Below are 26,434 nucleotides of genomic sequence, written 5' to 3' on the forward strand. Positions count from 1 at the left end.
TTTTATTTGATGAAAATCTGTTTGTCAATAACTCTTCGTTTTTGGTTTTTCTTCCTGTTTTTAATAGGATCATTCTTTTCCTACGCTCAAATAAACGAATCTGATTTGGAGCTTAAAGAAAAACAGCTTCGTGTTATTTATGGAGTGGACAAACTTAATATGCTCAATGAACTTTCCTCAGATTTCCAAGAACTCAATGAAAGAAAAGCATTGAGATATGCCAAACAAGCAGCATCATTGGCCGACAATCTTAAGAATGAAGACAATTCCTTGCCAACCAATTCTAGTATTGCCCAGGCCTATGAACAAATGGCAACTATCAATTTAAGCCGAGGCAAATACTTCGAGTTTGCAAAAAATGTAGAAGCATTAAAATCCGTTCAATCCTTTTTGCGAGACAGTATGCTGCATAAAAGAATTATGGATTATGATTTCAAAATTGACTCCTTGGATGCCCTGGGAGAAATTAAATCAGGATTTATAAATAGAACGCTATCTAAAATAAAGGTGGGCGAAGCCATTAGAAATGAGTCGAACGACCTAAGACTTAAGTCAAAACTTAACCAAGCCACTAGCAAAGAAGAAAGTGGCGATTTTCTTGCGGCCATAGCAAATTATGAAGAGGCCATAAATCTTTACAGAAACTCTGGAGAACGTGTTGAGATTAATAAGCTAAGACTAAAGATTGCCACACTATACGATAGCTTGAACATGCACAAAACCGGACAAGCATATCTTGAAGAAGTGTTGAAGGAAAAAAATCCTAGTTCTACTAAGGAAGAAGTAATACCAAACTTCAGCAACCTGTCATCGGTTTCTCGAGATTCTTTGCAGAATGTTCAAAAAAAATATCAAGGTCTTGCTAAAAAGTTCGAAAACGAAAAAGACTTTAATCGATCATTACGGTATTATGATCTTTACCAACAAGTTACCCAAAAACTTTTCGAAGATAGTATTGCTGCCATCGCCCAAAACAAGATCAATGAAAATGAGATTACCCTATTAACCCAGCAAAAGAACATAGCTGCCCTTAAACTTGAAAAATCAAAGGCTGAAAACGTAAGGCAAATCCAGCTTAAAAGAACCTATCTAATAATAGGCTTATTGGCTCTTGTTAGCGCAATAATTGGTGGTTCATTGTTTTTGTCCAAGCGCAAAAAACATAAAAAACTAACGATAGCCTATACCGATTTAGATGTGGCAAATGTAAAATTGAAACAGGCCGAATCGCGAATAACAACATTACTACAACAACAAGTTTCAGATGTAGCTGCCAACGAACTATTAAAAGCCGGTGATAAATACAGTGGAGAGTCGAATACCGTTTGTGTATTGTTCCTTGATATTCGAGGATTTACAAAAATTGCTCAGGTATTAAGCCCTGAGAAATTAATTGAATTTCAAAACGAGGCATTTGGACCGATGTTGGACAGTATTCAAAAAAATGGTGGAATGGTTAATCAACTGATGGGTGACGGATTCATGGCCACCTTTGGAATTGGGAACAAAGAAAAAGATTTTTGTGTTCGAGCCTTTGAATCGGCTATTGAAATTTTAGAGGCCTTACAAGGTAGAATTTTAAAAAAAGAAATCAGAAACTTTGAAATTGGTATTGGGCTTCACACTGGTGATGTAGTCGTTGGTAATGTTGGCAATGATAGTCGTAAACAATTTTCTATAACAGGAAACCCGGTTATTATCGCGAGTCGATTAGAGCAACTCAACAAAAAATACCAATCTAATCTTATTGTTTCTGACGAAGTATACGCCAATATCAGCCGAATAATAACGGATGAACAATTTGAAACCGAGGTAGTGAACTTAAAAGGGAGAAACGACAGATTTAAAATCCATATTTTGAAAGGGTAATCTCATGGAGTATTTTTTTGTTACATTTCGGTCAAACACAATCTCATGAAAAAATTCTTTTTTCTTCTGTTCCTGTTTTTATTGGCGTCTTGCAGTAGTTACAATTCTATTGACGGATTTTACGAAGCACATAAAAATGATGATAAAGTCACTGCTTTTAGGGTACCACAATTCATGTTTTCGCTCTTAAGTGAAATTTCTCCAGAGATGAAAAGTATGGTCGGAAATACAAAGGACTTACGCTACATGCAGTTTCCTAGCGCCAGTGATTCTCAAACAAGATTCTTAAACTCTCAAATGGATAATTTTGCTTCTAATTCATTTATAGAGGTATTTCGTAAGAATGATGATTTGAAACGAAACATTGTTTCAATTCGTGAAAAAAAGGATGTTGTAAAGGAAATACTGGTCTATAAGAACGATAATGCTTTTGGTTCTTTTCTATATTTCAGTGGCAATTTTGACCCTATGAAGGTTCGTGAATTGGCAAAAAATCAGGAATTCGAAAAATTTACAAGCGGGTTGCTTCCTCAAATGAACTTGCAAACCCCGGGCTTTTCCAATTAGGAAATTTTTCTATTTCTGTAACTTTCTATCACTACGGCCGACAAAATCAAAACCCCACCCCCTATTGTTGTAAGACTTGGAAATTCTTTCAAAAAAAGAGCTCCTAAGAGAATACCATAAATAGGCTGGATACTACTTAAAATACTAATTGAGGTTATTGAGAAATACCGAAAACACTTCAAGAAAAGCGTGTGCCCAATGGCGGTGGTAACTAAAGCCAAAGTAAAAATCCAAGGTAATTGCGATAAAGCTTGACCACTATCTTCCCAAAAAAAGAAGGGAAATAAGCCGATGGCTACTATAGCCATTTGCCAAGTCATTAAACTGGAACCATTGTATTCTGCAACCCGTTTTTTTAGAATAATATTCCGTAATGAATACAGGACAGCTGAGAACAGGCCAATTAACACTGCCAAGGTGCTGCTATTGCCAAAATCAAAATCAGGAACCAAAAAATAAACCCCTACCAAAACCAAAAACCCTAAAAAAAGATGTACACGCTGTAGTTTTGTTTTTAAAATAAGTGGCTCTAAGAAAGCCGTTATTACGGGATAGGTAAAAAGTGAAAGCATCCCAATTGCAACATTTGACAGTTGCAGGGAATAGAAATATGTAACCCAATGAGCTCCCATAAAAAGGCCACTTAAAATAACCGGGAGCCGATGCCCCCTTTCAATCTTGAGAGTAATACCTCGAAATTTACAATAACCCCAAAGCAACATAAATGCCAATATCCCTCGAATACAAATAGTCAATGAAGGAGCCAATTGAATATACCTACCCAAAGCTCCTGATGTACCCACCAAGATCATGGCTAGATTAATTTCAAAAAAATGTGAGAGATTACCCTTATTAAGACTCAAATCAACAAATTATCGTGTGACAGCCAACGCCTTTTCGTGAATGATTTCAGCTACTGGCCGGTTCTGCAAATGACTCTCCAACCATGAAAGAATATCCAGGTACAAAAACGCCCTCTTTTCATAAGGATGGTCTTCATATTGCTTCAAATTGTCATAGAGTTTTTGAAACTCATTTTTTAAGTCACTAGGATAGATGTCACCCAATCCTCTGAGAAACTTTATCATTTCTTCTTGGACTGCATGTAAGTCATTCATTTTCAGCAAGAATTTATACGTACTCTTAAGTTGAACTTCAAGATGATAGTCCATACCTGCCTCATAATGTGCGACCAAACTTAAAACTCGCGCAAAACACATGAGGTCCTCACGCATTTTCAAGTTTTTATTATTGATGATTCTTTTCAGATATTCTATGCAATTTTTGTTGTCTCCTACGCCAAAATACAAGCAAGCTATTTTATAGTACAACAACATTACGTGGTGCTCATCGATACGGTTTTTGTGTTTCTTAATTCCATACTCAATGATATTGACCAAATAAAGCCCTTTTTGAAAAGTTCCTTCCAAAAAATGATGGTTCAGCTTATTGGAATTCAAATATAAAAACGCCAAAGAGTTGATGTTGTCATTCTTAGGGAAAGCATCGGATTCCAATACTCCCTCTAACCGTTCTAAGGTGCCTTTGAATTGTGTGGCGTACTTAATGAAGAACAAAGCTTCCAATAAATAGTTGTTTCCCTTTAAAAAGAAAACTGGATTAAGCGAAATCATTTCTGAATTATCATAAAACAGATCCACCCATTTACTTGCAAACTTGTAAGATGAAAGAAAATCTTGGGTCAATAGACTATACCACAAATGAGCCTTGTAATACCATAATTTTTCACGAAAACCCAATTCAACCAAATTGATGTTGGGAAGTTGTTTTTCGAAATAAGACCTAACATTTTTTAAATCTTCATCATTTCGAACATAACCAACTTTCAACATCATTCCATAAAGCTGAAGCGAAAGGTTTGAAAGCTTACTTGTCAAAACATTATGCTGCGAAAGCTCCTTTGCTTGTTGCACCAACTCTTCGGCCCTGGCAGGTATGCTTCTGGTAATATATTGTGTTTCAATTACTTTTTCGAGCTCAACAATTTCATAGGCTACGTTTTTCTCTTCATGTTCAATAGCCAAGTTTTTTGCCTTTTCCAACAACTTAAGGCTTTGTTTGTAAAGTCCTTTTTGGTATAGAATAGTTGCAAAATCGAGTTGTTCCCGTATTTGAACCCTGATATTTTGGTTGACTGGATTTAGACGTAAACTGATGAGCAACTGTTTGTACAAATGGGCCTTCAAATTAGATAGCTGCGCTTTTTTGACAATTCCGTTATTAAGAATCTGAGACTCGTCATAGCTTTTCAGCTTATCTAAAAGATTAAATAAGGCCAGAAATTTTGCGTCAGAATTGACGCCCAATCTTCCCACATACAATTTAAATTGTCGCTTTTCTGATTTCGAAAGCGATTTTACCAAAACGAACAGGGGGTCGGAATGGTTATTTGTCATCGTAAAAACAATTAGCTATCTTCTTGAAATTCAGTCTAAAAAATAGACTCATTACCTATTTAACGTTGTAAAGTTTTCACCCCTATTTTACAATCGTAAGACCATAATCTTACATTCGTAAGAATTAGCAAAAACCAACTATAATGGGTAAAGATAGGGTACATATTTTTGACACTACATTGAGAGATGGTGAGCAGGTTCCAGGATGCAAATTGGATACCACTCAAAAGCTAGTTATAGCAAAAAGACTAGATGAGCTTGGAGTAGACATTATTGAAGCAGGCTTCCCTATTTCAAGCCCTGGTGATTTTAATTCTGTCAGTGAAATTGCAAAGTTGGTCAAAAACGCTACTGTCTGTGGATTGACCCGGTCAGTCAAAAAGGATATTGAAGTTGCAGCTGATGCCATTAGGCATGCCAAAAGACCTAGGATTCATACAGGCATCGGAACGTCAGATTCCCATATAAACTTCAAATTCAAATCAAATCGAGATGATATTTTAGAGCGTGCAGTTGCTGCAGTGAGCTATGCTAAATCATTTGTCGAAGATGTTGAGTTCTATGCTGAAGATGCCGGTCGTACGGATAACGAGTACCTAGCTAGGGTTTGTGAGGCAGTTATCAAGGCAGGGGCTACAGTATTGAACATCCCTGATACGACAGGTTATTGCCTACCTGAGGAATACGGGGCAAAAATGAAGTATTTAAAAGAAAATGTAAAAGGTATAGAGAAGGCCATTTTGTCCTGTCATTGTCATAACGATTTAGGTCTTGCAACTGCAAATTCAATTGCCGGTGTAATAAACGGGGCAAGGCAAATAGAATGTACTATAAACGGAATTGGTGAAAGAGCTGGAAACACTTCGCTAGAGGAAGTGGTAATGATTATGCGCCAGCATCCTGATTTGAACTTGGACACTAATATCAACAGTAAACTTCTGAACGATACCAGTCAAATGGTATCAGAGAAAATGGGAATGCCTGTACAACCAAACAAGGCCATTGTTGGTTCAAACGCGTTTGCGCATAGTTCAGGTATTCATCAAGATGGCGTAATAAAGAATCGTGAAACTTACGAGATTATTGACCCCGCAGATGTTGGCGTCAGTGAATCATCTATAGTGCTAACTGCTAGAAGTGGAAGGGCGGCCTTGGCTTACCGTGCAAAAAACGTAGGCTATGAATTGACTAAACTTCAGCTAGACAAAGTCTATGAAAACTTCCTTCGCTTTGCTGACCAGAAAAAGGAAGTTGTGGATAGCGACATCCATAAAATAATAGAGACAAGCGATGTCAATCTTGCAAGTTTGGCTTAGGTTAAAAGAAAGTTCAAGCAATGACTGAAAAAGAAAAATCATTCCCCTTATTTGAAAGTAACCGTATGAGTTCTGTGGTGGATGAATTGTTTAGAACCGCTGAGATGAAATCTACAGATTGGAGACAGGAAAACCTCGGTCTTGGCAAGTCTACGATTATTTAATCATTCAGCTAGTAATTCTTTTACTGTTTCATTAAAGTCAACCTGGAATTCTTCATATTTTTCTCCCGTTGCGGGACCATTGAATCCAGTATGGATTTTTCTAACCTTACCCATTTTATCAACGAATATTGTTGTTGGATAGGAAAGTACATGATTGAGCATTGGTAATTTTTCATTCGCCAATTTTTTATCAGCACCTCCATATTGAGCGAGTAAAATAGGATAAGGAATTTCTTCACGATCTATTAAGCGTTTTACCCTACCCATTGCCTTTTCTTTTGTTTTGGCGTATTCAAATGCCAACCCAATCATTTTTAAATCTGGATTAGGATTTTGTTGCAGGTAATCCACATAATATCTAGTCTCATCCAAACAATTGGGACACCATGTTCCTAAAATCTGAACTAAAACCACCTTGTTTTCAAATGATTCGTCCGATATGCTTATCATATCGCCCTTGGTATCAGGAAAGGAAAAATCGAATGAATCGAACCCATCCTTTAAAAAGGTGAGCGTATTGGAATCAGACAATTCGAAAGCTTCATTGCGCTTTGCTACAAACTTTTCGATGGAATGTTTGCCAGAATAAAAAGTTCCATTGAGCGTACTATCAGTTGCTTCTGCCAAGAAAAGGAAGGCATGGGTTCCATCAAATGTGGACAATTTCAATTCAACGCCGTCAACAACACCTTCCAAATAACGGTAATCACCAGTATTCGTGCGAAAAGTTCCAGTGACCAAACTATCCGTTTGCGTGAAAATTCCTTTGGCAGGATAACCGCCATTAGGGTTATCAATATCAAAAGTTACTTCCCAAATGCCTGAAACATTCACTTTGGACTGTGAGCCTACAACAAAACGAGGTGAATCACCAAACGTAGCTGAAAACGGAACAACCCTATCCCTGCTTTCTTCTATAAATTGGCCTTCGATTTTCTCTTGAGAATAAATCCCCTTTAACTCTCCATCAAAAACAGAAAGCTGCACTATTATTGAATCGCCACTCAAAAAAACTTCATCAAATTCGACCTTTTCATCAGCATTTCTCACAGTAAGATTATATTTTTCGGAAGAATCCTTTGAAATACTGAAATTAAAAGGAAGCGATTGGTTTTCTGAAAGTGTCATTGTCCCTTTCCAAGTTCCTTCTTTAAGTCCTTGTTTTTCATCTGAATTCTTGCAAGCTATAATTGAGCTTATGAGCAATAAGCTAAAGACGAATTTTTTCATTCCAGTGTTTTAGATGTCAAGTATATCGAAAAAATCAGGTTCGACTTACAAAAAGCACAAAAAAGATGCTATTTGAACTCTTTGAAAGCATAACACCAACGGTTATCTTTGCTGACTTTAAAATTAACCAATGAAAATTTCATATAACTGGCTCAAACAATTCTTAAATCTTGATTGGGAAGTTTCAAAAACCGCTGAATTACTAACTGATTTAGGACTAGAGGTTGGTGGTATAGATGATTTTGAATCGGTTAAAGGAGGTCTTGAAGGTGTTGTTGTCGGACACGTGCTCACATGTGTAAAACATCCTAATGCAGATCGACTAAAATTAACTACGGTAGACATAGGCGGTGACTCCCCAGTGCAAATCGTTTGTGGAGCACCTAATGTAGCAGTTGGACAAAAGGTACCGGTTGCTACGGTTGGCACAACCCTTTATAATCCTGAAGGTGAAGAATGGCAAATAAAAAAGGGTAAGATAAGAGGTGAAGAAAGCCATGGTATGATATGCGCCGAGGATGAACTTGGACTGGGAGAAAGCCATGATGGCATTCTTGTTCTAGATGAAAAATTAGTTCCTGGAACACCTTGCTCACAAGTTTTTGCCATAGAAAATGACAAGATTATAGAGATAGACTTAACCCCTAATCGTTCAGATGCAATGAGTCATTATGGGGTTGCAAGAGACCTAAAAGCTGGTTTAGAGCAAAATAAGGTAGATGTAGAATTGATTACACCTTCAACAAGTAATTTTTCGGTAGATAACCGCACTTTAAAATTGGATGTAGAGGTCGAAAATTCTGAAAAGGCACCGCGATATTGCGGGGTTACCATTGATGGCATCAAAGTAGGGCCGTCACCAGATTGGATGCAGCATCGATTAAAAGCAATTGGCTTGTCTCCTATTAACAATGTTGTAGATGCCACTAACTATGTATTGCACGACTTAGGCCAACCACTTCACGCTTTTGACGCACATAAAATAAAGGGTGGAAAGGTTGAAGTACGAACATTACCTCAAGGAACTAAGTTCATTACTCTAGATGGTGTTGAACGTGAACTACACCAAGATGACCTTATGATTTGTGATATCGAAAAACCTATGTGTATTGCGGGCGTTTTTGGCGGTATTCATTCTGGGGTGACCGAAGAAACTTCTGCGATATTTTTGGAAAGTGCATATTTTGACCCAATTACAGTACGTAAAACAGCCAAAAGACATGGGCTGAACACAGACGCCTCTTTTCGCTTTGAACGAGGTATTGATATAAATTTCACAGAATATGCACTAAAGGTTGCAGCTAATCTTATTAAAGAAGTTGCCGGCGGACAGATAAGTTCTGAAATCGTTGATCTTTACCCAACTAAGAAAGAAGATCTTCAAGTTGTCGTCACTTTTGAGAGGATAAACTCTCTCGTTGGTCAAGAAATTCCTCGTGAAACAGTTAAATCAATCCTAACCTCCCTAGAGATAAAAATTAACAATGTCACGGAAACTGGATTGGGTCTAACAATCCCGTCGTATCGAACCGATGTTGTTCGTGAAGTAGATGTAATTGAAGAAATACTAAGGGTTTACGGGTATAATAATGTCGAATCCAAGGAAAAATTCACCACTTCAATTTCAAAAACTGAAAAGGTAGAAAACCACATTTTGCAAAACATTATATCTGATGTATTGGTAAGTAGAGGCTTTTTCGAAATCATGACCAATAGCTTGTCAAGTAATTCGAAAAATGAAACGAATAGCGTGGAAATGCTCAATCCGCTAAGTGCAGATTTAGCAGTACTCCGAACTTCTATGATAAAAAGTGGTTTGGATACCATACTTCACAATTCAAATCGAAAACAAGCTGATTTAAAATTATTCGAGTTTGGAAAAACATATTCGGTTGTTGAAAATAAGTACCTTGAATCACAGCAGCTGGCACTTTTTATAACTGGAAACATTAACGCAGAAAGTTGGTTAGAACCTTCACGGACAAGTAATTTTTTCTATTTAAAGGGAATGGTTAACGCGATTATCTCGAAATTAGGTTTGGGTAGATTGAGTGAAGAACCATCTCTTAGCGACATTTTTTCTGAAGGATTACAGCTTTCATTGGATAAAAAAATCATAGTTGAGCTCGGTTTACTTTCTAAAAACTTAATTAAAGAAGGTCAACTTAAAGCTGACGTTTTTTATGCCAAATTCAATTGGGACGCCATTTTGGAACTATTGAATCGAAGTAATACCGTTTTCTCTCAACTATCAAAGTTTCCCGAAGTTAAAAGGGATTTTTCGCTTTTATTGGATGACAACATTAGTTATGCAAGATTAAAGGAAACAGCATTTAATGCGGAACGTTCCTTGCTGAAAGAAATAAATCTATTTGATGTCTATACAGGAGATAAGCTGCCAAAAGGAAAAAAATCCTATGCCGTTAGTTTTACCTTATTAGATGAAAAGCGAACGTTAACGGAGAAGAATATTGATAAAACAATGCAAAAACTTCAGAGGGCGTTTGAAAAGGAATTGAAAGCCGAACTTCGTTAAGAAAGTACCTTTAGGGAATACTGGCCACCATTACGCTATCAATTTCATGTATGACGGTGGCATCATTTTTAAAATCTGCTTTTGTAATTTTTGTTCGGTGACCTAAACTGTCTATTAGAACAATATCCAAGCCATCCATTCGAGCAGTCAACTTATTGCCTTGAATTGTAGTAAAAACTGCTCTGCCCCCACCTTTGCACATCGCTTTCAAAATTTTTGATGCAGTGAGTTTACCAGGAACGATATGACTGGACATTAGATAACTTAGTTTTTTTAAGTTATCAGATTCAAAAAGGTCCTTTAATTCTTCAGCAGTAAATTGAGAAAAAGCATTTTCAGAAGGAGCGAAAATTGTGAAAGACCCACTGTTTCTCATTAAATCATCAAGCCGAGTTGCTTTGAGTGCTGCGTAAAGTGTTTTGTGACGAACAGAATCCGCAAAAATTACTTCCTTTTCAACTTTAATATCAGATTTAAAATAGAAAGAGGAAGGGACGGTACTTAACTTGTTTTGAGCGGAAACTATTGTGCACAAAAGGCACAAAAAGATACATACAGTGTTCCGGGAGTTAAGCATGTTTTGTTAGTCGTTGGTTTCGTATCGATTAAATAGTACAAATAATCGATGAAATGCACTCTTATATCGACAAAGAAACAACTTTATGGTCAATACTGTTTTTTTATAGTATGCAGTTCATCGTATTTAACATTTTATTAACATAATCAAAGGCCACTATAACGATGTAGTGAAATTTCATAATTCTTTACCTTTGTAAGGCTACCGAAAAAGAGAAATATTATGTTCAAAACAAACATCGAACTACAGCTTAAAAAATTACGTGAAAATCAGTTAAATGAATCACGCATTCTTGAGGAAGTTGCCCATATTTTAAAGCAAACTGAACTTCAAGACGACGAAATCAAAGAAAAACTTTCAAGTGGTAAAAATTCAAACTTCAATGAATTCGAATTTGATTTGCTAGAAACCGACAAAATCTACCACATAGAAACCATCAAGAATATCTGTATTGATTACAGGTTACGTTTTCTAGATTCAAAGTATTTCAAAGGTATTATTCCTCAGTCCGCCATTTCTAAAATAAAATCTTTGGAAAAACAGCACAATACGGAACTGGAAGGCTTTAAAATAATGGCACCCTCAAAACTTTTCAAGCTAGCGGATAAAGATGATCCTTTACTATTTGCTCCAATAGGAAATGGTTACTACTATTTGATACATAAATGGGGAAATGATTTGCATCCATTAAGAAAGTTGTTGGTATGGCCCTTTAAGAACATAGTCAACCTAACTTTGGTAACATTGGTAATAAGTTATTTTGCCACTTTACTAGTTCCACATGGTCTCTTTTCAAAATCAAATTCCTCAGCTGAATTTTGGATTATTTACTTTTTTATGTTCAAATCAGTTGCAGCGGTAGTTTTGTTTTATGGTTTTGCCATGGGTAAGAACTTTAATCCCGCTATTTGGAACAGCAAATATTTTAATGCTTAAGTTTTTTTCTTTAAGCTTCGACCAAACCGTACATTTTTTCGCGTTGTGCTTTGATTGATTTATCTGTCATATAATCATCAAACGACAAGTACCTATCGATGGTGCCTTTTGGTGTAAGCTCAATGATTCGGTTGGCAACTGTTTGAACAAACTCATGGTCATGTGTGGTGAGAAGAACGGTTCCCTTGAAATTCTTCAAAGAATTGTTAAACGCAGTAATACTTTCGAGATCTAAATGGTTAGTTGGTTCATCAAGCATTAAAACATTCGCACGTTGCAACATCATTCGACTTAACATACAACGTACTTTTTCACCTCCAGAAAGTACGTTGCTCTTTTTAAGGGCTTCTTCCCCACTAAAAAGCATTTTTCCTAAAAACCCCCTTACATAGACTTCTTCTCTTTCTTCTTCTGTTTTTGTGTATTGCCTCAGCCAATCAACAAGACTTAAATCATTCCTGAAGAAATCAGAATTATCAACAGGTAGATACGACTGGTTAGTAGTTACCCCCCAACTAAATTTTCCTGCTTGCGGGTTTCGATTACCAGATACGATTTCGTAAAAGGCTGTGGATGCACGAGAATCTTTGGAAATAATTGCCACTTTATCTCCTTTGGCCAAATTGATATCGACATTGTCAAATAATAAATCACCATCTTCAGAAATTGCAGAAAGACCTTCTATATTTAATATTTGATCTCCAGCCTCACGTTCGCGATCGAATATAATTGCAGGGTATCTTCTGCTCGAGGGTTTTATGTCATCAATTTTTAGTTTGTCAAGCATTTTCTTTCTTGAAGTAGCTTGCTTACTCTTAGCCACATTAGCACTGAAACGTTGGATAAACTCCTGAAGTTCCTTCGCTTTTTCTTCAGCTTTTTTATTCTGTTGAGCTCGCTGTCGTGCTGCCAACTGACTACTTTCGTACCAGAATGAATAATTACCTGAATAAAGGTTTATTTTGCCAAAATCTATATCTGCTATGTTGGTGCAGACTGCATCTAAAAAGTGTCTATCGTGCGAAACTACAATAACCGTGTTCTCGTAGTTTGCTAAAAAATTTTCCAACCAACTTATGGTTTCATAATCCAAATCGTTGGTAGGCTCATCCATTATCAGAACATCAGGGCTACCAAAAAGAGCTTGAGCCAAGAGTACTCTTACTTTGAGCTTGGAGTCCAAATCAGCCATATTACTGTAATGTAGATCTTCCTTAATTCCAAGGTTTGAAAGTAAGGCCGCTGCATCACTCTCAGCATTCCATCCATTCATTTCTTCAAATTGGACCTGAAGCTCTCCTATTTTTTCAGCGTTCTCATCCGTATAATCAGCATAAAGGGCATCTATTTGGGTCTTTATTTCAAATAGGGGTTTATTACCCATCATAACTGATTCCAACACTTGTTTTTCGTCATAGGCATTGTGATTCTGCTCTAATACGGACATCCGCTTACCGGGTTCTAAATGAACATGCCCAGAAGTAGCTTCCTGCTTACCTGATAAAATCTTTAGGAATGTTGATTTCCCTGCCCCGTTAGCACCAATGATTCCATAACAATTGCCGATGGTAAAAGCAACATTGACCTCATCAAAAAGCACTCTTTTTCCAAATTGTACAGAAAGATTGGATACTGATAGCATAGGAATATCTTTAAAATTCGCGCAAAAATAATCAAATTTTAGGCCTTAACCCAATATCCTTGTTTGCATATAAAACTCTTTATTCACAAGCTTTAGCAATATTTAACGGGTCATTAACAACGGTGTTTTTTGCCTATTCATAGTTTTGTTCACCAATAATTTATATGGCGAAGTATTTACTTCTATTTTCTTTATTAGCGTGTATTGCTTGCGGGTCATCAGATAAAAATGATACCGAGGGTGTATATTTTGCTGGTGAAATAGTTAATCCGACCAGTAGTCATGTTGTACTTTACAAAAATGATATGGTCGTTGATTCAGCTGAATTGGATGCCAACAATCATTTTAAATTCAACTTGGCACAAATCGATAAAGGATTGCACCATTTTGACCATTCTCCGGAACTCCAATATGTTTTTCTTGAACCAGGAGATAGTCTAACGCTTCGCTTAAATACCGTTGCTTTTGATGAATCTTTAGTTTTTTCAGGAACGAATGGTGATGTAAACAACTTTCTTGTAGAGATGTTTTTGAGCTATGAAGACGAGGAAAGGTTTGTTTACTCGCTTTATAAATTACATCCTGAGGAATTTAGTACTAAAATCGATTCTTTACGTAGCCTTAAACTTGAAGAGTTGAAAACCTTAAAAGAATCAAATAGTATTTCTGATGATGCTTATGGTATGGCAAAAGCAGCAATTGACTATAGTAGCTTTACCTACAAGGAAAAATATCCGTTTTACCATAAGAAATACACTGGTGAAGAAACTATTCATGAATTGGATGATATCTACTATGATTATCGAAAAGAAGTAAACACAAATCATGAAGACCTTGTGTATTTCAGGCCTTACTATGATTATATGAAATACCATTTTGGCAATCTTTCATACATGCATTGTTCTAAAAACTGCGGTATGCACACCCACAAACCGATTGATTATATCCATTTGAACAAGCATAAACTTGCACTCATTGATAGCACAATCAAGCATGAAGAACTTCGAAACAACCTTTTTAGAAGTGTAGCCATGGACGTACTTCTAAAAGAACACGATATCAATGAAGAGTGCAAGAAATTCATTGAAGACTTCGAAAAGTTATCTACCAACAAGACTCATCATGACGAAGTGCAGTTCGTATTTAATGGTATCCGTGATTTACAACCCAAACATGTGGTACCAGAAGTGAACTTGGTAACGCTAAATAATAACCCAATCACACTAAAAGAGGTTGTCGGCGATGGTGAAAGTATAATCTATTTTTGGTCAGGTGTGCAAAAAAGACACTTTAAAAATGTATCAAAACACGTTAGACAACTGCAACAAGAGAAACCAGATGTGAAATTTATCGGTATATGCGTTCAAACTTCCCGCAATCAATGGCAGAAAATGGTTGAAGATTCAGGCCTTGATAAAGAGAGTCAATTTTGGAGTGTAGACGATGATAATGTTCGAAAAACACTTATCCTTGACGGACTGAATAAGTGTATTGTAACGAAAGACTCGTTAATAGAAAACGGATTCGCCTACCTTTATTCTTTATAAGAAAGGCTTTCCAAAATAGTTCAGAAAGCCTTCAAAATTCATTAAGTCAATTTCTATTTAAGAATTTCCTTTTCTATAGTCTGCCAAGAATTTTTCAAGACCGATATCTGTAAGTGGATGTTTCAAAAGCCCTTCAATCGAAGAAAGTGGACCGGTCATTACATCGGCTCCAATTTTTGCACAGTCAATAACGTGCATGGTATGCCTAATTGAAGCTGCTAATATTTGAGTATCAAATTGATAATTGTCGTAAATCAATCGAATCTCAGATATTAGATTAAGTCCATCAGTTGAAATATCATCAAGCCTTCCTAGGAAAGGAGAGACATACGTGGCTCCTGCCTTGGCTGCCAATAAGGCTTGACCTGGGGAAAACACCAATGTGCAATTTGTTTTGATTCCATTATCAGAAAAGTGCTTTAGTGCTTTTACTCCTTCTTTAATCATTGGCACTTTAACCACAATTTGATTGTGTAATTTGGCCAATGCTTCACCTTCCTTCACCATACCTTCAAAGTCAGTTGATACCACTTCGGCGGAAACATCTCCGTCTACGATTTCACAAATATGTTCATAGTGCTTTAAAATATTTTCTTGTCCGGTAATACCCTCTTTTGCCATTAAAGATGGATTCGTAGTAACACCATCAAGTACACCAAGAGCTTGAGCCTCCCTAATTTGATCAAGGTTCGCTGTATCAATAAAGAATTTCATACTGTATTTTTTACGATTTTATTTTTGAGTTTGGGACTAAGGTACAATCTAGAGATTGAAATACGGTCCATGCAATGCCCTAAACTCAGGCATAATTTGAAAAAATCGTCGAAAAGGTTTTAGTAAAAGATAGTACCTAGCTTGTGGTAATTATTGCTTAATAAATAGGTTGTGCAAGAGAATCAATTATCCAGAGTAAAATTCAGAAATTAAACTTTTGACTCAATTCACCCTAGGGTAAAACCCGAATCGAAAATTGTCTTTCAACATATTCCTTGCAGGTGGGACTACCATCAAAGCCATCTTCGTCAAAGGTCTCCACAAAAAGCTCAACGGAAAAGTAGTATGTACCTGCTTCTTGAGGAGTACCATACAATTCTATTGATCTACGGTCAATATCAAAATAAACCCCTGGAGGAAGCTCTCCCAAAACATCGAAAAAATAGTCATATGAATTGTCAAAAACGGCATTTTTCACTTCGGCCGTAATCACGTCATAATATTGTTCTCCAACAACACCCATTGACAAACGCCTATCATGAATTTCAGGATTTACCCCAAAAACACACTCACTTATTTCATCACAACCATTAAAAAAGAACGCTAGAATAACTAGGCTTAAACTTGCAAAAAATTTTTGATACCCCATATCAAATGGTAATCAAAAAACATGCCAACTCTTAGATTTTATAATGCCTCAAGAGTAATTTTTCGAAAACCTTACTGGGAAGTATTTTCTTAAGAACAATAGAAAAGCGTTGCATAAAATCCCCTACCCTATAATGACCTTTTGGGTTTTTAGCATTGATTATTTGCCACACTTTCATTGCGACCATTTTTGGGTCACCACCATCATCAACATGGGCATTCATCAAATCCAATGACATTTTGTAGTTCTTATAATATGGTGAATCTTCATTTGGCTCCACTGTGTATCGGCCTGATGCTATATTTGTTGCAAAATCGCCTGGGGCTAAGTTTACCATGTTGACGCCAAAATTCTTTATTTCCATGCGATAGGCTTCAGTTAACAGTTCCAAAGCCCCTTTAGACGCTGAATAAGCGCCCCTGAAAGGTAAACCCATATAACCTGCAATCGAAGTTATATTCACAATCAAACCAGATTGTTGTTGCCTCATAAACGGAAGAACGGTTTTAATGACACGCATCGGACCTGAAAAATTAATGTCAAAAACATTTGCAATAGCATCAACAGGTGTTTCCTCTAATGGCCCGGTAATTCCAATGCCCGCATTATTTATAACAATATCAATACTTCCTTGTTCATCAATAATTTGTTTAACTGCTTTATTGATGCTTTGTTGATCTCTAACATCTAATTGTAGTAATTGGAAGTCTTGAAAATCTTTATGTTGGTCTAAATTTCTTGAGGTTCCGTAAACAATATATCCCCTACTTGAAAGAAAATTACCGATGGCCTTTCCTATACCACTTGAACCACCAGTAATCAGAACTACTCTTTTTTTCATCCGTCAAAGCTATTTAATCCTTTTAAATGCTAAAATTAGGGTACAAAAAAAGGCAAGCTACCTACATCGCACCGCTACAACCGCTTACCCTTGCTGCGTTCCCGCCCTGGGGGATTCTGCAGGAGCTGGTCGTGTAGGACTTGCCAAGGGCAAATATACAACCCTTTAAATTTGCCGCAAAGTTGCTACATGCTTAATTTGGTCAAAGAATACTTTCAATCATGAAACGCATTTATAATTTAATTTTCATTCTGAGCCTAATCTTAATTTCCTGCGGAAGCACTGCTGATGCTTCTAACTTTTTTGCAATTGAATTAGAGGGCAAAAAGAAAGAATTTCAAAAAGGCGAAAAAGTTGGTGTTGCCATTAAAAACAAAAAAGAAAAGACCATCAATAAAGTTGAATATGAATTAGACGGTCAAGCAATTGTAATTGAAAACGGTAAACTCACTTTAGATTCCCAAAAATTGGGACGCAAGGAACTCAAGGCAAAAATATATTTTGACGACACCTCAACTGAGGTAACTAAATCAATTAGCATACTAGCCACCAGAGCTCCTGAAATTTATACTTATGAAATAATAAACGAGTTCCCCCATGACAAACGGGCTTTTACCCAAGGATTGGAATTTTACAAAGACACCTTATACGAAAGTACGGGCAGGTTGGGTAAATCAACACTTAGAAAAGTCGATTTTAAAACTGGTGAAATACTTCAAAAGATTGATTTAAAAAATGACGAGTTTGGTGAAGGACTCACCATAATCAATGACCAAATCGTACAATTAACTTGGCAAAATGGATTGGGCTATGTGTATGACCTGCCCGATTTAAACCAAACTAGCAGCTTCAATTACGGGCAAAGCAAAGAAGGATGGGGCCTATGTAATGATGGCTCAAAAATCTACAAGAGCGATGGTACTGAAAAAATATGGATACTCGATGCCAAAACTTTTACTGAGATAGACTACATAGAAACGGTTACCAATAAGTCAATTTTCAATAAGGCTAACGAATTGGAATATGTTGATGGAAAAATCTATGCTAATGTATGGCAAAAACCAAGCATGATGATTATAGATACTAAATCAGGGGCCATTGAAGGTGTTGTGAATTTTTCTGGATTAAAAAGCAAGGTCGAACAGCACTCAGAAATCGATGTTTTTAATGGTGTTGCTTATCATCCTGAACGAAAGACTTTTTTTGTTACGGGAAAGAATTGGAGTAAGATTTTTGAAGTTAGCATCAATAAAAAGTAATATGAATTCCTACTCAAAATTGATTTATGTATCAAAGGATGATCTTGATGAATTAAATCATGTCAATAATATTCGATACATAGAATGGATTCAAGAAATTTCACGTGAACATTGGCAAAACGCCGTTTCAAAAGATATTGCCAATAGTTGTATTTGGGTGGTTAGAAATCACAATATAACCTACCATAAAAGTGCGGTTTTAAATGATGAACTAAATATTAGGACTTATGTAAAGCAATGGCATGGAGTGATTTCGACCAGATTTGTTGAAATTAAAAACAATAAAACAGATGTCATTTTGGTTACATCCCATACAGAATGGTGTATGTTAGATTCCAAGTCATTTAAGCCTAAACGGGTTACGGAAGAAATCATTCGTCAATTTGAGTAATCAAAATGCAACAATTCTTTAAAATTTTAGTTTTTTCGATTTTTTTAACCGGTGCTATCTTGAGTTCCTGCAGAAAAGACTTTGATTTTGAAGTTTCTTCCTGTGATTTACGGTTTTCAAAAGACACTGTTTTTTTGGATACCATATTTGCCAACATTTCAAGCAGCACATATGTCTTAAAAGTTTATAATGATAGTAGTAGAGACTTATCCATACCCACAATACGGTTGCGGCAAGATGCCAGCAACTATCGTTTGAATGTTGATGGTCTCTCAGGTCAAAGTTTTGATAACATTCCATTATTGGCAAATGATAGTCTTTTTGTTTTTATTGAAACTGTTTTACCTCAAACGCAATTAGAGCAAGCGGAATTCTTAAATACAGACGCTATACAGTTTATTGGAAGTCAAAATACACAAGAGGTGCAACTGGTTTCCTTGGTCAAGGATGCAAATTTTCTTTTTCCACAAGAGGATGGAAATGGAATGTCAGAAACCCTCTTGATAGGGATTGATGAAGATGGTAATGAATTACGAATTGATGGTTTTTTCTTAGAAGAAGAAGAATTGGTTTTTTCCAATGAAAAACCCATAGTAGTTTATGGTTATGCAGCCGTACCGCCCAATAGAACTCTGACCATTGAAGCCGGAGCAAGGGTGCATTTTCATAAGAACTCTGGATTAATTATTGGAAATACCTCTTCATTGCATGTTTTAGGGTCGCTTAGTCAAGACCTTGAACTGTTGGAAAACGAGGTGATTTTTGAAGGAGATAGGCTCGAGCCCGAATTTGCTGATGTTGGCGGTCAATGGGGTACCATATGGTTTTTTCCTGAAAGTACCGATAATCAATTGGAACATCTTACAATCAAAAATGCTACCATTGGATTGTTCTGTGAGGGTACGGAGAATGATGAAACAATACGATATCAAATGAACAATCTTCAAATCTACAATAGCTCATCGACCAACCTATGGGCAAGAACTGCAAATATCGTAGCCAATAATTGTGTTTTTGGCAATGCCGGTGAGGTATCGGCATATTTAAACTTAGGAGGAAGCTACGATTTCAAACACTGTACGCTGGCAAATTATTGGACAGCTTCATTTAGATCTTCCCCCACCCTCTTAATAGATAATATTCTTGAATTGCAGCCAGATGTATTCATCCAAGCTAACCTTACAAAAGCTACGTTTGGCAATTGTATTATTGATGGTAATCAATTTTTAGAACTTGGTTTGGTGAAATCAGATACTAAAACATTCAATTTTCAATTTAAAAATTGTTTGATTCAATTTGATGATAGAAACTCTGATTTTACGGATAATCCACTTTTTAACTTTGCGGACCTAACCAATTACGACGAAATTGGATTGAATATGGATGTAGGATTCAGCAAACCACTTAGTAACGATTTCAATCTTTTGGAAAACTCTGCCGCTATCGGGTTTGGAGACTCAACCATCTCTTTATCAGTGCCTTTAGACCTTGTTGGAAGCTCTAGAGCAAACCAATCAGATGTCGGCGCATATAATTATATTCCTCAATAATTGTAAGTTTTCCTTTACTTTTTTATGTAAAAACCATAGTTTTTTTAAGGGAAAACTATAAACCTTTTTGACCCCTTCTTACTAATTTAGAGAGTTGATTCTTATGGGTTTTAGATACATCATAGTCGATTCGAATGCATCCGCCATATTGCGGATGAGAGGTATTCTTGAAGAGCTTCAAGACCTTGAATGCGTTTCTATGTGTAATTCCCTTAGTGAATTGCAAAACAATATCTTTAAGCATCTGCCTGATGTCGTTATTATTAATGTAGATGAAAATCAACACTGTCCATTTCAAATAATTGACGGATTACACCAGTACCTTGACACTTTACCAAAAATAGTCGGGTTTTCAAAAACCACAGAGCGTGCCTACAAAGCGATAAAATCAGGATTCTTTGACTATTGGGTTCTGCCATTAAATGAATTTGAGGCAAGAAGAACTGTTTTTAAACTCAAAAAAGAAGAAAGTCTTAATCCTGCACCTACCACAATCTGTCTTAAATCTTATAAAGACTACCATTATCTTAATACGGATGAAATCCTTTATTTAAAAGCAGACAATAACGCCACTGATTTTTTCATGAAAGATGGGAGAAAAATAAGTGCTTACAAAACATTAAAGTCTTTTGAACAGAAGTTGCCCGATAACTTTATGCGGGTACACCAAAGCTATATTATCAATAGCAAATTTGTTTCTAGGATCAACTACGGTAAATCTATCTGTACCCTAAAAAATGAGACCAATGGTCTTCCTTTTTCAAAGTCTTACAAGGAAAAAATCGATGAGTTGAAAGCCTTGCTCTCCAAAAACGCGATTAATACACTTTCGCAATAGAATTCTTACAAATTTAAGAGGTATACTCACAAAGCTTCTTAATATACTAACAAACTCATTTCTGCAAGTAAAGCCTTGATGACACCAAGTAGCTTTGAGTCATTAATCATTATTAACCTCAAAATCTACACGTATGAAAAAAGTATTCAGTATTTTATTGATATCGGTCTTTACCTTTGGTATGATTTCTTGTGAAACCGAAAGTACAGCAGAACAAGAACAACTCTATATTGACTCTCCAGATACAGACGATATACCACCACCAACCGATTCACCAGATACCGATGATATCCCGCCAAAAGGATAAGCTCAGTTAGAATTACTGTTATATCTACAACATACCCCAAATTTAACGTTTGGGGTTTTTTTGTATCTTGTAAGTAAGTCTTTTCTTAAGATGCTGGGAGACGGGAAGAAACTGCGCTATGAAGGGAGCTTTTTTACTTCTTTACACTTGTTTGTCTATTGTCACAATTCTTCATACCAACAAAACAGAAGAAAAGACCGATAAACCATCATGTTGTGATTCCATTCAGGATCTTTTAAAAAATCCCAACATAGATTCACCAGATAAAATCAAATTATTAGATAATAAGGTTAGTCATTGTTTAGGTCATACTAAGACTTTAGAAGAAACGTGTATCAATATTTTCTCTTCTGCTTATTTGGAATTAGGCCAAGACAAGAAATTTAGAAGCTTCATAGAAGAACAAATAAAACAAAGTGCCAGAGAGGTTTCGATAGAAAAGTTGAGCGCTGCCTATATTGCCCTTGGCGACTATCAGAAAAAGAACTCACAAAAAGATAGCGCATATTACTACTACTATCAAGGGTATAAAGAAGTAACATCATTTAAACCTATTGTCAATACTCATGAAGTAGGCTTATTACTTTACCATATGGCGTCTATGCAGGAAAAAACCAATGATTATGTTGGCGCTGAAAAAAACTCCATTGAGGCCTTGAAATGGTTTAGTGTTAAGGCTGAGGCCCAATATATGTTTTTGGTACACAATCTTTTAGCAATTACCCAAAATGGCTTGAATAAACTCAATGAAACATTGGAATATCATATAATAGCAAAAGGGTTTATTCCAGAAATCGAAGATGAGCAAAAGAGAAGGTTGTATGGAATCATCAACGCTAACAACATTGCCAGCGCCTATTTAAGAGCAAATAAAGAGAATAGAGCCTTGGAATTATATGACGAACTTTTATTAAAAGAATCTGAAATAAAGTCTTTGAGACCTACCACCCTTATCAAAGCTTTAGCGAGTAGAGCCGAGGCCAAATTAAGGCTTGGCACCTTTTCTGAAAGTGAAATCTTAAATGATTTGGATAAGGCCTATGATTTAGCCAATAATGTAGAATTGAATTATGAATTGGCAATGATCAATCATTACTATGCCAGAACCTATTTAGCACTTGGCAAAAAAGAGGTCGCTTTTGAAAAAGCAGTTATAGCCAAAGAATTGGCCGAAGCAAGTGAAAATAATGGCCGTCTGCTTGAAGTTCTCAAATTTTTAGCAGAAAATGATTTCAGCGGAAGCAGTCAGTACGCCAAAGCCTCTTATGAATTAAATGAACGACTGACTCTGGAAGAACGAAACACGCAAGAAAAATTTGCTAGAATCCAGTTTGAATCAGACGAAATAGAGTCACAAAATGCCAAGCTTTCAAAACAACGCGAACTTTTAGCTGGAATCGCCTTAGGGCTTTTGTTATTGGGTATCGGGGTAATCACTATAATCACCCAACGAATTAGCAACGAGAAATTAAGGTTCGAAAAAACCCAACAAGAGAGTAATCAAGAGATTTATAACCTTATGCTTTCCCAAAAAGGTAAAGTAGAAGAGGGGAAAAAATTTGAGCAGCGCCGAATCTCAGAAGAATTACACGATGGTGTTTTAGGCCAAATGCTGGGCATACGGTTAATTCTTAGTGGACTTAACGAACGTAATGACGATGAAGCTATAGCGCAAAGGGCTGAACTTATCGAGAAATTGCAAGAACTGGAAGAAGAGATTAGGCTGATTTCCCATGAGCTTAATAAAGAATCGTATAAAAAAGTGGATAACTTTATATCAGCCTTACACGATTTGATTCAAACATCCGAAAAAGCCGGAAAGGCAAAAGTGCTTCCGAATTTTGACACCTCGATTGATTGGGATATGGTAGATGGAAATTCCAAGATTAACATCTATCGGATAATTCAAGAGGCCTTACAAAATTGTATTAAGCATGCCAATTGCCAAAATATCTACGTTGAACTGAAAAAATCGAATCAAAATCTTTATATTCAAATAAAGGATGATGGTATAGGTTATCGTACAAACAAAACCAAAAAGGGTATTGGGCTAAAAAATATCGTATCCCGCACAAAAAAGATAAATGGAAGCTTAGATGTTGAGAGCATAAAAGGCAAAGGGACATCGGTAAACATTAAAGTTCCTTTAGATTTTTCAAAAGAAAATATTGCTGGAACACGTAAAAAAAAATTGACTACCAACTTTAAACTACAGACCTGATGAAAACACTGAGAATACTTGCAGTTGATGATCATGAAATGATAATGCTCGGTTATAAATTCATTCTTGAAAGACTCATTTTCGAAGACTACAACATTATAGTCGATACGGCAAACGATTATGAAACCGGTAGACAAAAAATTGAAGAGTCCTCAACATCATTCAAATATGATGTTTTGTTATTGGATGTTCAGCTATATCCTCCAAATGAAGAAAAACCGTATAGTGGAGAAGACTTGGGCAAGTTAGCGCGAACACTGGTGCCTGATACTAAAATTATTTTTATGTCCTCCTTTGGTGACAACTATCGCATTAATAGCATTTTAAGGTCGGTAGATCCAGACGGGTATATGGTAAAATCCGATATTGACCCACGGACTTTAGAAGAAGCCATACGAACCGTTGTCAAAAATCCCCCATTCTATTCTTCAAAAGCGCTAAGCGCCATTAGAAAAAAAATGGCGAACAACATTTCTTTGGACGAAAATGACAAAAAGATTCTATTTCATTTGGCAAAAGGTACCAAGACCAAAGATTTAGAGAAATATATTAAGCTTTCTTCTTCTTCAATTGAAAATAGAAAAAGACATTTGAAATCACTTTTTGGTACAGAAAAAGAAAACGATTTGGCATTAATCTTGGCAGCGAAAAACAGGGGTTTTATATAAACTGCTCACCTTTACTTTAGAACAGTTCACCTTTTATAACCGACATTTCAACCCTGCATTTCATCGAATTTAACATTTTTTTAAGAAAAAAATGATGGTTTTGGGGAAATTCCCTAGAATAAATATGGTTTTTCTACTGCCGTTGATGAAAAATTCATTCTAATTTTACTTGAGTACCAGAAAATAGTCTATGTCAAATAAAAACAAAATCCATTTCGAAAACGGGGTAAGCGATGGGTCTAGAAAACCTGAGGCTGTTGGTTTAGAAACATTTCAAAAAATATTGGAACGTGATTTTTTCGCAGAATCATCTATTGAAACCATCTATGTAGAAGAACACGACCGATTTGATTTAATCATTGATTTAAATTGTAATTTCAGTTTAACCGAAAGTCTTTTTCACCTAAATAATGGGAATTGGGGTTCCTTTAAAAAAGGAGAAGGAAAGCACAATAAAAAGTCCGTTTGTCAATTTCAAGAGTATTTTGAATACTTAATTGAAATCAACTACACAAAATTTGATTTGAAGGAATTATCCATTCATCTCAGTGATACATCCATTGTTGTTGAACGTCTGTATTGTATGAGCATAGTTGAACAACTTGCAACAATAATGGATTCTATATGCAGCAATTTTGTTCATATAACACTTGGTTTAACTGAAATGCCATACGAGATATTCGTACCAGTATTCGAAGAAAAAAGTTCCAATGGCATGTTGCCTACTCATTGTGAAAGCAATAGAGGACCAGAAGACTACTTTAAATATTGGGGATTGTATTTTGATTCTTCCTCAAAAATGATGGTCTACGATTATGGATCCAAAAAGGTCATTTCAGGAGACTTTCACTTGATAGCTTAGGCATATTTTGCTAATTAAATAAAGGACGGTCGACCATTAGTTGGTTGACCTTCTCTTTTATAGCGGCTACAGTTTTTTGATTTTCATGATTATTGATTACCTCATCAATATATCCTACAATTTGCTCCATATCCCCTTCCTTGAGCCCTCGAGTGGTAATTGCAGCAGTTCCGAATCGAATTCCTGAGGTGATGAATGGTGATTGATCATCAAAAGGCACCATGTTCTTGTTAGCCGTAATATCTGCATGTTCAAGAACCTTTTCGGCGTCTTTGCCTGTAATGTTCTTGTTACGTAAATCAATTAGCATCATGTGATTATCAGTACCGCCAGAAATCACTTTGTAGTCTAAATCAACAAATGCCTTTGCCATTGCCACAGCATTTTTCTTTACCTGCACTATATATTCCAAAAAGTCGTCTTCTAAAGCTTCTCCGAAGGCCACAGCTTTAGCAGCAATAACATGTTCAAGTGGCCCACCCTGATTACCTGGGAAAACTGCCAAATCGAAAAGTCCTGACATTTTTCTCAAATTTCCATTTTTCAATTTAATTCCGAATGGGTTCTCAAAATTCTCACCCATCATGATTAATCCCCCGCGAGGTCCACGCAAGGTTTTATGGGTTGTGGTAGTCACTACATGGCAATGTGGTATCGGATCACTTAGCACTCCTTTGGCAATAAGACCTGCGGGGTGTGATATATCAGCTAGCAATAAGGCACCTACCTCATCTGCAATCTCCCGAAAGCGCTTAAAATCCATATCACGCGAATACGCTGATGCCCCAGCAATTATCATTTTGGGTTTTTCCTTAGCCGCTATCTCAAGAATGTTATCGTAATTCAACATGCCTGATTCCTCTTCCACACCATAAAAAACAGGGTTGTAAAGCCTGCCTGAAAAGTTCACTGGCGAACCATGCGTTAAATGCCCTCCGTGTGATAAATCAAAGCCCAAGATGGTATCGCCCGGTTGTAAACATGCGTGATAGACTGAAGCATTGGCCTGTGACCCTGAATGAGGCTGAACATTGGCGTAAGAAGCACCAAAAAGTTCCTTGGCCCTATCAATAGCTAGTTGTTCTACCTGATCAACAACTTCACAACCTCCATAATAACGCTTACCAGGATATCCCTCAGCATACTTATTGGTCAAAACTGAGCCAGCAGCCTCCATTACTTGAGGGCTCGTAAAATTTTCAGAAGCAATTAATTCGATTCCCCTGATTTGCCTACTCTCTTCCTTCTTGATTAAATCAAATAGATGCTGGTCTCTTTTCATTTTAAAATTTTAAGTGGTAAAAATACAAAGAGACAGAACAAATTAATACTC

At 36.4% G+C, this 26,434-nt stretch carries 24 protein-coding genes and 1 other RNA gene; 15 read left to right on the plus strand and 10 right to left on the minus strand.

The features are described from left to right. Positions 1–105 precede the first annotated feature (105 nt). Both HCU67_RS11195 and HCU67_RS11200 read left to right on the plus strand, forming a co-directional pair. Positions 106–1,869 carry an adenylate/guanylate cyclase domain-containing protein gene (locus HCU67_RS11195; RefSeq protein ID WP_168552706.1) on the plus strand — a complete coding sequence of 588 codons (1,764 nt, stop codon included), beginning with the start codon at positions 106–108 and terminating at the stop codon, positions 1,867–1,869. Positions 1,870–1,914: 45 nt separating this feature from the next. Continuing rightward, positions 1,915–2,436, plus strand: coding sequence for a DUF4252 domain-containing protein (locus tag HCU67_RS11200; RefSeq protein WP_168552707.1), 522 nt, complete (start codon positions 1,915–1,917; stop codon positions 2,434–2,436). Here the strand turns inward: HCU67_RS11200 and HCU67_RS11205 are convergent. Beyond that, positions 2,433–3,299 (minus strand): DMT family transporter, encoded by an 867-nt coding sequence (locus HCU67_RS11205; RefSeq protein WP_246865765.1) that lies wholly within the window; start codon positions 3,297–3,299, stop codon positions 2,433–2,435. The two genes, HCU67_RS11200 and HCU67_RS11205, sit on opposite strands and share 4 nt — an antisense overlap. 9 nt (positions 3,300–3,308) lie before the next feature. Continuing rightward, the gene (locus HCU67_RS11210) at positions 3,309–4,853 is read right to left on the minus strand and encodes a hypothetical protein (RefSeq protein WP_168552708.1); all 1,545 of its coding nucleotides are present in this window, start codon (positions 4,851–4,853) and stop codon (positions 3,309–3,311) included. Between the two features lie 143 nt (positions 4,854–4,996). Between HCU67_RS11210 and HCU67_RS11215 the strand changes: the two genes are divergently transcribed. Both HCU67_RS11215 and HCU67_RS11220 read left to right on the plus strand, forming a co-directional pair. Further along, the gene (locus tag HCU67_RS11215; protein WP_168552709.1) at positions 4,997–6,169 is read left to right on the plus strand and encodes a 2-isopropylmalate synthase; all 1,173 of its coding nucleotides are present in this window, start codon (positions 4,997–4,999) and stop codon (positions 6,167–6,169) included. 20 nt (positions 6,170–6,189) lie between these two features. Beyond that, a complete protein-coding gene (locus tag HCU67_RS11220) occupies positions 6,190–6,333 on the plus strand; it encodes a hypothetical protein (RefSeq protein ID WP_168552710.1) in 144 nt (47 codons plus the stop codon). Here the strand turns inward: HCU67_RS11220 and HCU67_RS11225 are convergent, their stop codons facing one another. Beyond that, the gene (locus tag HCU67_RS11225; RefSeq protein WP_168552711.1) at positions 6,334–7,563 is read right to left on the minus strand and encodes a peroxiredoxin family protein; all 1,230 of its coding nucleotides are present in this window, start codon (positions 7,561–7,563) and stop codon (positions 6,334–6,336) included. It lies immediately after the preceding gene. A 130-nt stretch (positions 7,564–7,693) separates the two neighbouring features. On the opposite strand from HCU67_RS11225, the gene pheT reads away from it, so the two are divergent. Then, complete coding sequence (gene pheT, locus HCU67_RS11230; RefSeq protein WP_168552712.1) at positions 7,694–10,099, plus strand: phenylalanine--tRNA ligase subunit beta; 2,406 nt, start codon at positions 7,694–7,696, stop codon at positions 10,097–10,099. Positions 10,100–10,109: 10 nt separating this feature from the next. Here pheT and HCU67_RS11235 read toward each other — a convergent pair whose 3' ends face one another. After that, positions 10,110–10,634 carry a fasciclin domain-containing protein gene (locus HCU67_RS11235; protein ID WP_210423692.1) on the minus strand — a complete coding sequence of 175 codons (525 nt, stop codon included), beginning with the start codon at positions 10,632–10,634 and terminating at the stop codon, positions 10,110–10,112. A 264-nt stretch (positions 10,635–10,898) separates the two neighbouring features. Here HCU67_RS11235 and HCU67_RS11240 point away from each other — a divergent pair, with 264 nt between their 5' ends. Beyond that, positions 10,899–11,612, plus strand: a complete 714-nt coding sequence (locus HCU67_RS11240) for a hypothetical protein (RefSeq protein WP_168552714.1) — start codon at positions 10,899–10,901, stop codon at positions 11,610–11,612. A gap of 10 nt (positions 11,613–11,622) precedes the next feature. Here HCU67_RS11240 and HCU67_RS11245 read toward each other — a convergent pair whose 3' ends face one another. Beyond that, entirely contained in the window at positions 11,623–13,254 is a 1,632-nt protein-coding gene (locus tag HCU67_RS11245) for an ABC-F family ATP-binding cassette domain-containing protein (RefSeq protein WP_168552715.1), read from the minus strand. 164 nt (positions 13,255–13,418) lie between these two features. On the opposite strand from HCU67_RS11245, the gene HCU67_RS11250 reads away from it, so the two are divergent. Next, positions 13,419–14,801, plus strand: coding sequence for a TlpA family protein disulfide reductase (locus HCU67_RS11250; protein ID WP_168552716.1), 1,383 nt, complete (start codon positions 13,419–13,421; stop codon positions 14,799–14,801). A 57-nt stretch (positions 14,802–14,858) separates the two neighbouring features. Here HCU67_RS11250 and fsa read toward each other — a convergent pair whose 3' ends face one another. The 4 genes from fsa to ffs all read right to left on the minus strand — a co-directional run bounded on the left by fsa (position 14,859) and on the right by ffs (position 17,151). Then, positions 14,859–15,515, minus strand: coding sequence for a fructose-6-phosphate aldolase (gene fsa, locus HCU67_RS11255; protein ID WP_168552717.1), 657 nt, complete (start codon positions 15,513–15,515; stop codon positions 14,859–14,861). A gap of 232 nt (positions 15,516–15,747) precedes the next feature. Continuing rightward, the gene (locus HCU67_RS11260) at positions 15,748–16,164 is read right to left on the minus strand and encodes a hypothetical protein (protein WP_168552718.1); all 417 of its coding nucleotides are present in this window, start codon (positions 16,162–16,164) and stop codon (positions 15,748–15,750) included. Positions 16,165–16,195: 31 nt separating this feature from the next. Beyond that, positions 16,196–17,005: an SDR family oxidoreductase gene (locus tag HCU67_RS11265; protein ID WP_168552719.1), complete on the minus strand. Its 810-nt coding sequence runs from the start codon at positions 17,003–17,005 to the stop codon at positions 16,196–16,198. Positions 17,006–17,052: 47 nt separating this feature from the next. Next, an RNA gene (gene ffs, locus HCU67_RS11270) (signal recognition particle sRNA small type) lies at positions 17,053–17,151 on the minus strand. 75 nt (positions 17,152–17,226) lie between these two features. Between ffs and HCU67_RS11275 the strand changes: the two genes are divergently transcribed. From HCU67_RS11275 to HCU67_RS11310, 8 genes are all read left to right on the plus strand, one after another. Beyond that, complete coding sequence (locus tag HCU67_RS11275; protein WP_168552720.1) at positions 17,227–18,264, plus strand: glutaminyl-peptide cyclotransferase; 1,038 nt, start codon at positions 17,227–17,229, stop codon at positions 18,262–18,264. Position 18,265: 1 nt separating this feature from the next. Beyond that, entirely contained in the window at positions 18,266–18,655 is a 390-nt protein-coding gene (locus tag HCU67_RS11280) for an acyl-CoA thioesterase (protein ID WP_168552721.1), read from the plus strand. A gap of 59 nt (positions 18,656–18,714) precedes the next feature. Further along, a complete protein-coding gene (locus tag HCU67_RS11285) occupies positions 18,715–20,205 on the plus strand; it encodes a hypothetical protein (protein ID WP_246865766.1) in 1,491 nt (496 codons plus the stop codon). A gap of 103 nt (positions 20,206–20,308) precedes the next feature. Beyond that, the gene (locus HCU67_RS11290) at positions 20,309–21,043 is read left to right on the plus strand and encodes a LytR/AlgR family response regulator transcription factor (RefSeq protein ID WP_168552723.1); all 735 of its coding nucleotides are present in this window, start codon (positions 20,309–20,311) and stop codon (positions 21,041–21,043) included. Positions 21,044–21,176: 133 nt separating this feature from the next. Then, the gene (locus HCU67_RS11295) at positions 21,177–21,350 is read left to right on the plus strand and encodes a hypothetical protein (RefSeq protein WP_168552724.1); all 174 of its coding nucleotides are present in this window, start codon (positions 21,177–21,179) and stop codon (positions 21,348–21,350) included. A gap of 118 nt (positions 21,351–21,468) precedes the next feature. After that, entirely contained in the window at positions 21,469–23,571 is a 2,103-nt protein-coding gene (locus tag HCU67_RS11300) for an ATP-binding protein (protein ID WP_168552725.1), read from the plus strand. After that, entirely contained in the window at positions 23,571–24,239 is a 669-nt protein-coding gene (locus HCU67_RS11305) for a response regulator (RefSeq protein WP_168552726.1), read from the plus strand. The genes HCU67_RS11300 and HCU67_RS11305 overlap by 1 nt, the downstream gene beginning before the upstream one ends. A 190-nt stretch (positions 24,240–24,429) precedes the next feature. After that, complete coding sequence (locus HCU67_RS11310; protein WP_168552727.1) at positions 24,430–25,101, plus strand: hypothetical protein; 672 nt, start codon at positions 24,430–24,432, stop codon at positions 25,099–25,101. 10 nt (positions 25,102–25,111) lie between these two features. On the opposite strand, the gene glyA is transcribed toward HCU67_RS11310, so the two are convergent. Then, complete coding sequence (gene glyA / locus HCU67_RS11315; protein WP_168552728.1) at positions 25,112–26,383, minus strand: serine hydroxymethyltransferase; 1,272 nt, start codon at positions 26,381–26,383, stop codon at positions 25,112–25,114. Between the last annotated feature and the right edge of the window lie 51 nt (positions 26,384–26,434).

The sequence above is a fragment of the Croceivirga thetidis genome, from assembly GCF_012272815.1.
GTDB classification, from domain to species: domain Bacteria; phylum Bacteroidota; class Bacteroidia; order Flavobacteriales; family Flavobacteriaceae; genus Croceivirga; species Croceivirga thetidis.